Source organism: uncultured Streptococcus sp., assembly GCF_963511325.1.
Classification (GTDB): domain Bacteria; phylum Bacillota; class Bacilli; order Lactobacillales; family Streptococcaceae; genus Streptococcus.
Genome location: NZ_CAUPII010000017.1, coordinates 26,105 through 39,647, shown reverse-complemented (window position 1 = coordinate 39,647; position 13,543 = coordinate 26,105). Strand labels below are relative to the sequence as shown.

7 protein-coding genes and 1 pseudogene are annotated in these 13,543 nt (G+C 41.8%); 4 read left to right on the top strand and 4 right to left on the bottom strand.

Annotation, left to right across the window (positions count from 1 at the left end; all coding sequences use genetic code 11):
• Nucleotides 1-518, top strand: a 518-nt coding sequence (locus tag RQ973_RS06115) for a transposase (protein WP_399553141.1), incomplete at its 5' end; no start/stop codon positions are given.
• Between the two features lie 298 nt (nucleotides 519-816).
• Here RQ973_RS06115 and RQ973_RS06110 read toward each other — a convergent pair.
• Nucleotides 817-2,043, bottom strand: coding sequence for a carbohydrate-binding domain-containing protein (locus RQ973_RS06110; protein ID WP_049548550.1), 1,227 nt, complete (start codon nucleotides 2,041-2,043; stop codon nucleotides 817-819).
• A 207-nt stretch (nucleotides 2,044-2,250) separates the two neighbouring features.
• Between RQ973_RS06110 and RQ973_RS06105 the strand changes: the two are divergent.
• Nucleotides 2,251-3,027: pseudogene (locus RQ973_RS06105) on the top strand (polyphosphate polymerase domain-containing protein).
• On the top strand, nucleotides 3,020-3,703 hold the full coding sequence (locus tag RQ973_RS06100; protein ID WP_049548540.1) for a DUF4956 domain-containing protein: 684 nt from the start codon (nucleotides 3,020-3,022) through the stop codon (nucleotides 3,701-3,703). The pseudogene RQ973_RS06105 and the gene RQ973_RS06100 overlap by 8 nt, the downstream one beginning before the upstream one ends.
• 137 nt (nucleotides 3,704-3,840) lie before the next feature.
• Here RQ973_RS06100 and RQ973_RS06095 read toward each other — a convergent pair whose 3' ends face one another.
• From RQ973_RS06095 to RQ973_RS06085, 3 genes are all read right to left on the bottom strand, one after another.
• Nucleotides 3,841-4,404 (bottom strand): sugar O-acetyltransferase, encoded by a 564-nt coding sequence (locus RQ973_RS06095; RefSeq protein WP_311523173.1) that lies wholly within the window; start codon nucleotides 4,402-4,404, stop codon nucleotides 3,841-3,843.
• 447 nt (nucleotides 4,405-4,851) lie between these two features.
• A complete protein-coding gene (gene rpoC, locus RQ973_RS06090) occupies nucleotides 4,852-8,514 on the bottom strand; it encodes a DNA-directed RNA polymerase subunit beta' (protein WP_311523171.1) in 3,663 nt (1,220 codons plus the stop codon).
• 32 nt (nucleotides 8,515-8,546) lie between these two features.
• Nucleotides 8,547-12,149 (bottom strand): DNA-directed RNA polymerase subunit beta, encoded by a 3,603-nt coding sequence (locus RQ973_RS06085; protein WP_311523170.1) that lies wholly within the window; start codon nucleotides 12,147-12,149, stop codon nucleotides 8,547-8,549.
• 431 nt (nucleotides 12,150-12,580) lie between these two features.
• Between RQ973_RS06085 and RQ973_RS06080 the strand changes: the two genes are divergently transcribed.
• On the top strand, nucleotides 12,581-13,438 hold the full coding sequence (locus RQ973_RS06080) for a 5'-nucleotidase, lipoprotein e(P4) family (protein ID WP_311523169.1): 858 nt from the start codon (nucleotides 12,581-12,583) through the stop codon (nucleotides 13,436-13,438).
• Nucleotides 13,439-13,543: the final 105 nt, after the last annotated feature.

The following is a 13,543-nucleotide window of genomic DNA, read 5'->3' as shown; positions in this document are numbered from 1 at the left end:
AAGTCCTACTCACCTTCAACCTCTCTTTCTGTAACTTTATCTTCGCTAGACTTCTGGTTAATAAAACTGCCCTTGAGGTTACCAAACACCTTTATAAAATCAAGAACACTCTTCACCAAGCGGACAAAGATTTCTTCCAACTCTTTCCTGTCATTCTGACTGATAATGGTGGAGAGTTTGCCAGGGTTGATGACATCGAAATGAATGTTCGAGGAGAGAGCAAGCTCTTCTTTTGCGACCCTAATCGCTCTGACCAGAAAGGGAGAATTGAGAAAAATCACACGCTGATTCGCGACATTCTACCTAAGGGAACTTCCTTTAACAATTTAACTCAAGAGGACATCAATCTCGTTTGTTCACATGTCAATAGCGTCAAGCGCGCTGCTTTGAATGGAAAATCAGCCTATGAACTCTTTGCTTTTACTTACGGAGAAGAAATTCCTAAGCTTCTCGGCATTTCTAAAATACCTGCAGAAGACGTCTGTCAGTCTTCTAAATTACTCCAACATAAGATCTAAAAACTAACCTTCAACCCCATTCAAACGTCTCACACTAACTTCCACCATAGCGGAACTTAATCTGAAACGCTTTCAGATGAGGGGATTTTGTGCGCTCTTTTTTCTATTCCTTTCGACTACAAAAGCGATGAAATCAAGCATGAGTAAAACCAGTGGAACTTACCCTGACACGGAATTCCACTGGTTTTTACAATTTTTATCAGACTAACTTCCACTTCTACTAGCGGTGGAACTTAGTTTGGGAATTTAGCTAGTTGAAAAAAATCTCCCTTCTCTTTCGAGAAAGGAGATTTTTATTTTATGGTCGTCCACCAGGGCCTCCATTTCCTTGAGGGCCACCGCCAGGTGCCCCTCCGCCTCCAGGCATAGAACTGACAATCTCAGTTTGTTTTTCACCATTGAGATAGATATCTCCGCCTGTGTAGGTCGCTGTTCCATCAAAGTCAAAACCAGTTTGACCAGTCATTTTGATGGTTCCTCCATTAACTGTAATATTACCATTTGAGTCAATTGGATCCGTGTCCCCTTGACCAACTTCAACCGTCAAGTTCCCACCATTCATAGTGAAGAAAATTTCACTTTGTTGAGCATTTTTGTTGGCTGCATTGACACCATCATCCGTTGAATAGATGGCGATATCTCCACCGTTGATAGTAATTGACTTACCTTCAAGCCCTTCTGTAGAATTCTTAACGGTATAGGTACCACTATCAATAACCAAATCACCTGATGCGTGGATACCATCATCTCCAGCAGTAACAGTGATGGTATTGTCAGAGAGATACATGGTTCCTACAGATGTGTCCTCATCATTGTCGACCTTAACTCCGTCTTCCTTGGCATCGATAGTCATAGTTGTGCCGGTAATGTTGAGTTCATCATTAACATTAAAGGCATCCCCGACTGCTGTGATGTTGTAGCTTCCACCTGTGATGTGAAGTGTATCATTTGCCTTGATACCATTGTTTTTCTTACCATCTACATTGAGAGTTCCTTTACCGTTGATGGTCAAGTCCACTTTAGAGAAGAGCGCTGCATCCGCTTTTTCGTCACTATTAGTTGCTGAATCTGATAGGCTATTAGTTGTGCCATCTGCTAGAGTTAGGTAAACATGACCGGCTGATGTTGCAGATATAGCAGCATTGGTATTGGTCATGGTCACACCCTTTAGAACAATATGTACATCATCAGAACTTCCAGCTTCGATCTTGATTTGAACGCCATCGGATTGACCAGAAATCACATAGGTACCTGACTTAGAGATTGTAACGGTAGATCCTGATACGGCCACTCCGTCACCTGATACCGTCGCCGTTGATCCTGACAAAGTTACAGTTGCAGCTGTTTTTTCATCATAAGAAGTATCATAGTCCTTATCTGTAAAGTAACTAGATGTTTTCTTATTGGTAGTTACTGTTGTCGTCGCTGCACTATTGCTTGTGCTTGTAGTTGACTGGGTACATGCTGTTACCAGTGCTAGAGTTGTTATACTTGTTAATAGGAATGTCCATTTTTTTGCTTTCATGCCCGTTTCCTCGTCTTTCATTTTACATGCTCTTAGTCTACGGATCTTTCCTAAAAGAAGCCTAAACTTTTTCTGAAAGTTTTCTTAAGTTTAGTTTCAATTAAGTTAAATTTAACAAAAGTTTTAGATAAACTCTTTAAAATCCTATCCAAACAAGTTCATCCTTGTTTAAAAATAGTATAACCTAAGATTAGAGGAGAAGGAATTATGAAACCAATCGAAACAAGGTTCAAACGGATTGAAACCAAATATATTGTCTCCAAAGAAATTTTAGATAAACTCATCCAAGATTTAAAGGAATATTCGGTAGAAGACGACTATCCAATTTCAACTATTTCAAATATCTACTTTGATACGGAAGACTTTGATGTCCTACTAGATGATGATTTTGGAGCTAAACGAAAAGAAAAGGTTCGGATGCGGACCTATCTCAGCCAACCCAAAGCAGATAGTCAAGTATTTTTAGAAATCAAAACTAAGGACCAAGAAGGAGTTGGTCGCAAATTTAGACTACTCTCAACTCCTATTTCTATCCTTAATTTTATGACCAAAGGGCACTTGGATGCTAGTATTACTGATACAGTCGTCATTGAAAAAGTGAAAAAGCTTCACCAAGATTACAAGCAGGCTATCAAGCCTCGTATGTACATCTACTACGATCGTTATTCATTAAAAGAAAAAAAATACATCGAGGGCTACGACTATCATAAAATTCGTATCACCATTGACCAAAATCTAATCTATAGAGATGAAAATGTCAGTCTCTTCGCAGGAAATCAAGGGGCTCCTCTATTAGATGACAATACTGTGATTATGGAGATTAAAGCTCCTGGAAACAAACCTCAGTGGTTATAAGACATTCTAGACAAGTATGGTTTGATGGAGCACAAATTTTCAAAATACAGTTGTGCTTACCACAAATCTCATGGCCTTCCTTATGCACCACGTCCCAGTATAGAAAGCGCAGGTACCGCTTATGCTTAATCTATTTAATTCCATTTTCAACAACGCCACTGCAAGTGCAGACCCCTTCCAACTACTGCTGGCACTTCTAGTCAGTCTAGTCCTCGGTTTGGCACTTACTTGGACCTACAAATATCGGACCCTCTACACCAGAGAATTTGCTATCAGCTTGACTCTGCTTCCCTGCCTTATGACCTTGGTTATTTTTCTGGTCAATGGGAGCTTGGGAACTTCAATTGCCGTAGCCGGAACCTTTAGTTTGATTCGTTTCCGTTCTGCAACGAGTGGTTCAAGAGAACTGATTGCGATTTTCCTTGCCATGATTATCGGTTTGGCTTGTGGAACAGGCTATCTCTTCCTGGCTATTCTCTTCACCCTCTTTATCTTGGGTGTTTGGTTCCTTTTGGAAAATCAACAGGTAAAAACTGACAATCAACGCCGTAGACTTTTAACAATCACGGTAACTAATCAAGAGAAGATTCAAGATGCTATCCAATCTGCTCTTGACCAATTCTGCTCAGAAATTGACATGATTACGATCAATAGCACAAATGCAGGGGACAACCTTAGCATTGTCTATGAAGTCGAGCTAAAAACAGAGGTCGATGATTTCCAAGTGACTAGCTATCTTACACAAAATATTGATCAATGCGATGTGGCATTGACTAAAAAAGCTAAAAAGAGAAAAAATCTCTAAAGACGAAAAACGAGGCTGGGATAAAAATTCCGACCTCGTTTTTTGCTAGCAATAAGTTTTTGATACTGAGACTGGTTAGGCTTTTCGATTTCAAAGAGCTCTTTTGAAAAAGACTTCACTTTCTCTTTCTACAACCTTTAATTTCCTTTAACTGGAATCTCTTTGATAACTCGTGCTGGATTTCCTGCTAGAACTACGTTGTCACCAAAGGATTTTGTAATGACCGCTCCTGCTCCTGCAACGACATTATCCCCTAAAGTAACACCCGGTAGGACAATGACACCACCACCTGCCCAAAAGTTCTTACCAATCCTGATGGGTTTGCCAAATTCTAGTCCCGAGTTTCGTTCATCGGGATCCAGCGGATGAAGAGGTGTTAAAAATTGACAATTGGGACCAATCATGGCATTGTCGCCAATCGTGATCGGACACACATCCAACATGGTCAAATTCCAATTGGAATAAAAATTTTCTCCGAGATGGATATTGACTCCATAATCTACCACCAATCGAGGATTGACATAAAGGTTTTCTCCGGTAGACCCAAACCAACCTTTAATTATTTCCATGCCTTTTACCGGGTCGACTTCTTCATTAAAAGCAGCTTGCTTTTGTCGCGCTGTTTGTGCTAGAGAACGGAGGTCTGGGTCGAATGGGTGATAGGGTTCTCCCGCGATCATTTTTTGATATTCTGTTTTCATGTTTTAATTTCCTTGCTTTTTTAGATGATTGTAGCATAGTTTTGAATCTAGAGCAAGTTATAGTGAAATGAAATAAAATCTGAACAAATTTACCAGAGTAGTTAAGTCAATTTCTAGCATTTTTTAGAATTCACAGTGTACCGTTTTGTATTTGATCTACTATAAATTTAAAATTGAAAAAATGTTTATATAGTGGATTGAAATAAGATGCGAACAGAGAGATTAGGAAAGTCAAACTAATTTCTAGAAATATTTTTAGCAGTTGTAGTGTACTGTTCTAGATTCAATCTACTATAAAACACAAGTCTAACCTTGAAAAAAAGCGAGCAAAGCTAGTTTTCTGACAATCAGAATTCTGCCTTGTTCGCTTTTTTATCTAGTGGATCCTTCTTAAGAATCTATAGTGAATGATTAATCTTTTCATTTCAGACCTTAAGTAACACCTACTTATTCACTTACTTCAACAGTTTCAACGACTTCTTCTACAGTCGTATCTACTGGAGCTTCTTCTTGAGAAGATGCTAGGTAAGACTCTTCATTGATAGCTTGTGGTTCAAGGTTACGGTAACGTGCCATACCTGTACCAGCTGGGATAATCTTACCGATGATAACATTTTCCTTAAGGCCAAGGAGATGGTCTTTCTTACCGCGGATAGCCGCATCTGTAAGGACACGAGTTGTTTCCTGGAAGGAAGCCGCTGACAAGAAACTATTTGTTTCAAGTGAGGCTTTGGTGATTCCCATAAGGACTGGACGACCTGTCGCTGGTACTCCACCTGCGATGAGAACATCCTTGTTAGCATCTGTAAAGTCGTTGATGTCCATAAGAGTTCCCATGAGAAGATCTGTGTCCCCTGGATCCATAACACGAACTTTACGGATCATTTGACGAACCATTACCTCAATGTGTTTGTCTCCGATTTCTACCCCTTGGCTACGGTAAACTTTTTGTACTTCACCGAGAAGGTAGGTTTCAACTGACAAGACATCACGTACAGCAAGGAGACGTTTTGGTTGGATAGAACCTTCTGTCAAGGCTGCACCACGAGAAACTTGGTCTCCAACTTCGACACGCATACGGGCTGTAAATGGTACCACGTATTCACCTTCTCCAGTTTCACCTTTAACGAAGACTTTCTTAGTACGAGTTGAAGCATCTTCTTCGATAGCAGTAACTTGTCCTTTGACTTCTGTGATAACCGCTTCCCCTTTAGGATTACGAGCTTCAAAGATTTCTTGGACACGAGGAAGACCCTGAGTGATATCGGTATTTGAGGCAACCCCACCCGTGTGGAAGGTACGCATTGTAAGCTGTGTACCAGGTTCCCCGATAGATTGGGCAGCGATTGTACCAACTGCTTCACCAACTTCAACCGCATCACCAGTCGCCAAGTTGATACCATAACAGTGACGGCAGACACCATGACGAGTGTTACATGTAAATACGGAACGGATGGTTACTTCTTCAACACCAGCATTGACAATTTCACGAGCCTTGTCTTCTGTAATCAATTCATTTGGACCAATGATTACTGCACCAGTTTCTGGGTGTTTAACAGTTTTCTTAGTGTAACGACCATTGAGACGTTCTTCAAGAGACTCAATCATCTCTTTACCTTCAGTGATAGAACGGATCAAGAGACCACGGTCTGTTCCACAGTCATCCTCACGGATGATCACGTCTTGGGCAACGTCAACCAAACGACGAGTCAAGTAACCTGAGTCGGCTGTCTTAAGGGCCGTATCGGTCATACCTTTACGAGCACCGTGAGTTGAGAAGAACATTTCGAGTACTGACAAACCTTCACGGAAGTTTGAAAGGATTGGCAATTCCATGATACGTCCGTTCGGAGCAGCCATCAGACCACGCATACCGGCAAGCTGTGAGAAGTTTGAGATGTTACCACGGGCTCCAGAGTCCATCATCATAACGATTGGGTTCTTCGGATCTTGGTTGGCAATCAAGCGTTTCTCAAGTTTTTCACGGGCAGCACGCCATTCAGCAGTAACGGCATTGTAACGTTCGTCGTCTGTGATCATACCACGACGGAATTGTTTAGTGATTTGTTCTACACGTTTATGTGATTCTTCGATGATTTCAGCCTTGTCTTCAACAACTGGGATATCGGCAATACCCACTGTTAATCCTGCAAGAGTTGAGTGGTGGTAACCGAGGTTCTTCATACGGTCAAGTAGGGCAGAAGTTTCTGTCGTACGGAAACGTTTGAAGATTTCAGCGATGATATTTCCAAGGTTTTTCTTCTTGAATGGAGGGTTAAGCTCAAGTTTGCTGATAGCTTCCTTGATATCTCCACCTAGTGGCAAGAAGTATTTGTCTGGAACACCTTCTGTCAAGTTAGCATTATTTGGCTCTTGCAAATAAGGTAAACCTTCTGGCATGATATCGTTGAAGAGAATCTTACCAACAGTTGTAAGTAAGACTTTATGTTTTTGCTCTTCTGTCCATGGTTTGTTGAGGCTGTCAGTTGCAATACCTACACGTGAGTGAAGGTGAACATAACCATTGCGGTAAGCCATGACAGCTTCGTCACGGTCTTTGAAGACCATGCCTTCACCTTCACGACCAGCTTCTTCCATAGTCAAGTAGTAGTTACCCAAAACCATGTCCTGAGATGGAGTAACAACTGGTTTACCATCTTTCGGGTTCAAGATATGCTCAGCAGCAAGCATCAAGATACGCGCTTCTGCTTGGGCTTCTTCTGAAAGTGGTACGTGGATGGCCATTTGGTCCCCGTCAAAGTCGGCATTGTAGGCTTCACAGACAAGTGGGTGCAAGCGAAGGGCCTTACCATCAATCAAGACTGGCTCGAAGGCTTGGATACCCAAACGGTGAAGGGTCGGTGCGCGGTTAAGAAGTACTGGGTGTTCTTTGATCACTTCTTCAAGAATATCCCAGATGCGTTCGTCTCCACGTTCCACCAAGCGTTTAGCTGCTTTCACATTTTGCACGATGTCACGAGCGACAATTTCACGCATGACAAATGGTTTAAAGAGCTCGATCGCCATTTCACGTGGCACACCACATTGGTACATCTTAAGAGTTGGACCAACGGCGATAACGGAACGTCCTGAGAAGTCAACACGTTTACCGAGCAAGTTTTGACGGAAGCGTCCTTGTTTCCCTTTAAGCATGTGGCTCAATGATTTCAATGGACGGCTACCTGGTCCTGTGATTGGACGGCCACGACGACCATTGTCAATCAAAGCGTCAACCGCTTCTTGAAGCATACGCTTCTCATTTTGAACGATGATACCTGGTGCATTCAACTCAAGCAAACGAGCCAAACGGTTGTTACGGTTGATAACACGGCGGTAAAGGTCGTTCAAGTCAGATGAGGCAAAACGGCCACCATCCAACTGCAACATTGGACGAAGATCTGGTGGAATAACTGGAAGGATGTTGAGAATCATCCATTCAGGTTTGTTTCCAGACTTGTAAAAGGCATCCAAAACATCCAAACGACGGATGGCTTTGATACGTTTTTGCCCAGTTGCTGTCTTCAATTCTTCTTTAAGCTCAGCAATTTCTTTTTCAAGATCTACTTGTTTCAAGAGGTCTTGGATAGCTTCGGCACCCATTTTAGCAACGAATGATCCGTAGCCATATTCACGCAAGCGCTCACGATATTCACGCTCTGTCATGATAGATTTGTGCTCAAGCGGTGTATCCTTTGGATCAATCACCACATACGCAGCAAAGTAGATAACTTCCTCAAGTGCACGAGGGCTCATATCAAGGGTCAAGCCCATACGGCTTGGAATTCCCTTGAAATACCAGATATGAGATACAGGAGCTTTCAACTCGATGTGTCCCATACGTTCACGACGAACTTTTGTACGCGTTACTTCAACCCCACAACGGTCACAAACAATCCCTCTGTAACGAATGCGTTTGTACTTACCACAAGCACATTCCCAGTCTTTTGTAGGACCAAAGATGACTTCGTCGAATAGTCCTTCACGTTCTGGTTTCAACGTACGGTAATTGATTGTTTCAGGTTTTTTGACTTCTCCATAAGACCATGAACGGACTTTACTTGGAGAAGCTAGTGTGATTTGCATACTTTTAAAACGATTTACGTCAACCACTATTTCTTCCCTTTCTATTCTAAGTGAGCTACTTATTCTTGTTCAGTAGCTTCTTCTGTTGCTTCCGCTTTTGCACCTTCTTCAGCTTCAAAAGCAGCTTTTGCTTCTTCAGCAGCTTTTTTACGTGCTTTTTCAAGGTCATCTACGTGGATGACATCTTCGTCCATGCCCTCATCAAGATCACGAAGTTCAACTTCTTGATCATCTTCATCAAGGACACGCATGTCAAGACCAAGTGATTGCAATTCTTTAACAAGAACTCGGAAGGATTCTGGAACACCTGGTTTTGGAATTGGTTTTCCTTTTGTAATAGCTTCATAAGCTTTCAAACGTCCGTTGATATCGTCAGACTTGTAAGTCAAGATTTCTTGAAGGACATTTGATGCACCATAGGCTTCAAGCGCCCAAACCTCCATCTCACCGAAACGTTGTCCACCAAACTGAGCTTTACCTCCGAGTGGTTGTTGAGTAACGGTTGAGTATGGTCCGACTGAACGAGCGTGCAATTTATCATCAACCATGTGGTGAAGTTTGATCATGTACATGACACCAACTGACACACGGTTATCAAATGGTTCACCAGTACGTCCATCGTAAAGGATAGTCTTAGCATCGCTATCCATACCTGCTTCCTTAACAGTTGACCAAAGATCTTCTGAACTTGCTCCGTCAAAGACTGGTGTTGCGATGTGGATACCAAGGGTACGAGCTGCCATACCAAGGTGAAGCTCCATAACCTGACCGATATTCATACGTGATGGCACCCCAAGTGGGTTCAACATGATATCAACTGGAGTTCCATCTGGAAGGTAAGGCATGTCTTCTACAGGAACAATACGAGAAACAACCCCTTTGTTTCCGTGACGTCCGGCCATCTTATCTCCGACCTTAATCTTACGTTTTTGGGCGATGTAAACACGAACTAGCATGTTAACACCAGATTGCAATTCATCACCGTTTGCACGTGTAAAGATCTTAACATCACGAACGACACCATCGGCACCGTGTGGTACACGAAGAGAAGTGTCACGAACTTCACGAGATTTGTCTCCGAAGATAGCATGCAAGAGACGTTCTTCAGCAGAAAGATCTTTTTCACCCTTAGGTGTTACTTTACCTACAAGGATATCTCCTTCTTTAACCTCAGCACCGATACGGATAATACCCATTTCGTCAAGGTCTTTAAGAGCATCTTCACCAACGTTTGGAATTTCACGAGTAATTTCTTCAGGCCCAAGCTTTGTATCGCGAGTTTCTGATTCGTATTCTTCAAGGTGGACAGATGTGTAGACATCGTCTTTCACCAAGCGTTCGCTCATGATAACGGCATCCTCGAAGTTATAACCTTCCCATGTCATGTAGGCAACGATTGGGTTTTGTCCAAGCGCCATTTCTCCATTTTCCATAGAAGGTCCATCTGCAATAAAGTCGCCTTTTTCTACAAGATCACCAACTTTAACAAGCGTACGTTGGTTGTAGGCAGTACCTGAGTTTGAACGACGGAATTTTTGGATATGGTAAACATCCAATGAGCCATCTTCACGACGAACTTCTACTTTGTCAGCATCGGCATAAGTAACTTTACCATCATACTGAGCAATAACAGCCGCTCCAGAGTCATGGGCTGCTTGATATTCCATACCAGTACCAACGTAAGGTGCTTTTGGATCAATCAATGGTACAGCCTGACGTTGCATGTTGGCTCCCATAAGGGCACGGTTGGAGTCGTCGTTTTCCAAGAAAGGAATACATGCTGTCGCAACGGCAACTACCTGCTTAGGAGAAACGTCCATGTAATCAACGCTTGATGCTGGATATTCTTGGTTAACCCCTTGGTGACGTCCCATGACAACTTTTTCAGTAAAAGTGCCATCTGCGTTCAATTTAGAGTTAGCCTGCGCTACTGTGAACTCATCTTCTTCATCGGCTGTCAACCAGACGATTTCGTTGGTTACTTTGCCTGTTTCACGGTCAACCTTACGGTATGGTGTTTGAATGAAACCATACTTGTTGAGGTGCCCGTATGAAGACAAGTTGTTGATCAAACCGATGTTTGGTCCCTCAGGTGTTTCAATCGGACACATACGACCATAGTGAGTGTAGTGCACGTCACGCACTTCATATCCAGCGCGGTCACGTGTCAAACCACCAGGTCCTAAGGCAGACAAACGACGTTTGTGTGACAACTCAGAAAGCGGGTTGTGTTGGTCCATGAACTGTGACAATTGAGAAGAACCAAAGAATTCTTTGATTGCTGCAGTTACTGGACGGATATTGATAATTTGTTGTGGTGTTAGTACTTCGTTATCTTGAACAGACATACGTTCACGAACGTTACGTTCCATACGTGAAAGTCCAAGACGCACTTGGTTGGCAAGCAATTCACCAACAGCACGGATACGACGATTTCCGAGGTGGTCGATATCGTCCACACGACCAATACCTTCTGCTAAGTTGAGGAAGTAACTCATCTCAGCCAAGATATCCGCAGGAGTTACGATGCGAACCTTGTCATCTGGATTTGCATTACCGATGATAGTTACAACACGGTCTGGATCAGTTGGTGCAACAACCTTGAATTTTTGAAGAACAACTGGTTCTGTTACTACGGCAGCATCATTTGGAATGTAGACAATCTTGTTCAAATCGCCATCCAAATGACTTTCAATACTTTCAATAACGCTGCGAGTCATAACTGTCCCAGCTTCCACCAAGATTTCACCAGTTTCAGGATCTACCAATGGCTCCGCAATTGTTTGGTTAAGCAAGCGTGTTTTAACATTGAGTTTTTTATTGATCTTGTAACGACCAACAGCTGCCAAATCATAGCGACGTGGATCAAAGAAACGTGCCACTAGCAAGCTACGTGAACTTTCAGCAGTCTTAGGCTCACCTGGACGAAGACGTTCATAGATTTCTTTCAAAGCTTCGTCTGTACGAGAGTCCATTGGATTCTTGTGAATATCTTTTTCAACAGTGTTACGAACGAGATCGCTGTCACCGAAAATATCAAAGATTTCGTCATCACCTGAGAAACCAAGCGCACGAACCAAGGTCGTAAATGGAATCTTACGAGTACGGTCAATACGAGTATAGGCGATGTCTTTTGAGTCACTTTCAAGCTCCAACCAAGCTCCACGGTTAGGGATTACAGTTGAACCGTAGCCCACTTTACCATTTTTGTCTACCTTATCATTAAAGTAAACACCTGGAGAACGCACCAACTGTGATACGATGATTCGTTCACCACCGTTGATGATGAAAGTCCCCATCTCAGTCATGATTGGGAAATCACCAAAGAATACTTCCTGGGTTTTGATTTCGCCAGTTTCTTTGTTAATCAAGCGGAAGGTTACAAAGATAGGTGCTGAGTAGCTGGCATCATGGATACGAGCTTCTTCAAGCGTATATTTAGGTTCTTTGATTTCGTAGCCAACAAATTCCAACTCCATTGTGTCTGTGAAGTTTGAAATCGGCAATACATCTTCAAATACTTCCTTCAGACCATGGTCTAGGAAATCTTTGAATGAATCAGTTTGAATTTCAATCAAATTTGGTAAGTCAAGAACTTCTTTGATTCTTGAAAAACTACGACGGGTACGATGTTTCCCGTATTGAACGTCATGTCCTGCCAAGATGATTCTCCTTTTTAATTAAAGTTCCAAGCTTAGTGATCTAAGCTAGTAATTATCGTTAGATGGTTCTAAAAAACCTATCAACTTATCCCCCTTGACTAATTTTCAGAATCTTTAAATCTTTGTTACAAAGATCGAAAAACCTGAAAAAAAGCACAAAAAGAGCAGCTAAATCCGACTTTTTCAGGAGATTTAACTGCTGTGAGCCTTGTCCGGACAATATTTCAGACAAAACCTACGACAAATGATTATTCATATTATACCTGATTTTCTTTGATTTTTCAAGGTCTTTTAAAGATTTTTCTCTTCCTTAAATCCGTTAATTATCAGCATCTTTCTTTGAAAAACTAAGTCCATATTTAGGAAAACGCTTGCCTTAACTATTTCCTCATGCTATACTGTTATTGAAATTAATAGACAGGAGACATTTTATGAAAACAGCTAAAATCACTGTTACAGTCGTTTCTGCACTTGCATCTGTCATCTTATTGACCAGTTGCGCCACAAAATCCACAGAAACACAAACATCCGCTAATAACTCATCTGACAATCAGATTACAATGACTTACGACCAGTTACGGTCTAGAGAAAATACCATGTCAACTCTCTGGTATCAAAAAGCAGCTGAAACAAAAGCTTTGTATCTACAAGGCTATAATGTTGCTACAGATCGTCTAAAGGAATTACTGAAAACAGAATCAGACAAGCCTTATTCGATTGTTTTGGACTTGGACGAAACGGTCCTAGATAACAGTCCTTATCAAGTTCAAAATGTCAAAGATGGAACAGCATTCACACCTGAAAATTGGGATGTTTGGGTCCAAAAAGCTGCAGCAAAAGCCGTCCCAGGTGCTAAAGATTTTCTTCAGTTTGCCGATCAAAACGGTGTCCAAATCTACTATATTTCTGACCGTTCAGTCGACCAAGTAGATGCTACCATTAAAAATCTAGAAAGCGAAGGTATTCCTGTACAAGGACGTGATCACCTCATGTTCCTAGAAAGTGGTGTAAAATCCAAAGAAGGTCGTCGACAAGCGGTTCAAGAAAAGACAAATCTTGTGTTACTATTTGGTGATAACCTTGTAGACTTTGCAGATTTTTCTAAGACTTCTGAAGCTGATCGTGACAAACAACTTGAAGAATTGCAAAAAGAATTTGGTGAAAAATTCATCATCTTCCCAAATCCAATGTATGGATCATGGGAAACAGCAGTTTACGGTGGTAATAAACTAGATGCCAAGGGACAAGTAGAAGAACGCGAAAAGGCTTTACAAGGCTTTGACAAGTAATGAAAACTTGGTATTCAATAAGGCCATAAGTACAAAAAGAAGTGCAAAAGCTCTTTAACTGACAAAACTCAAAAAAGCGGACAAGAGAGGATTCTGATAACCAGA

What these genes read in the sequence shown, in the direction of transcription:
- RQ973_RS06095 (WP_311523173.1), bottom strand. Translation starts at nt 4,404, where the DNA reads ATGAAAACAGAATATCAAAAAATGATCGCGGGAGAACCCTATCACCCA.
- RQ973_RS06110 (WP_049548550.1), bottom strand. Translation starts at nt 2,043, where the DNA reads ATGAAAGCAAAAAAATGGACATTCCTATTAACAAGTATAACAACTCTA.
- RQ973_RS06100 (WP_049548540.1), top strand. Translation starts at nt 3,020, where the DNA reads ATGCTTAATCTATTTAATTCCATTTTCAACAACGCCACTGCAAGTGCA.
- RQ973_RS06080 (WP_311523169.1), top strand. Translation starts at nt 12,581, where the DNA reads ATGAAAACAGCTAAAATCACTGTTACAGTCGTTTCTGCACTTGCATCT.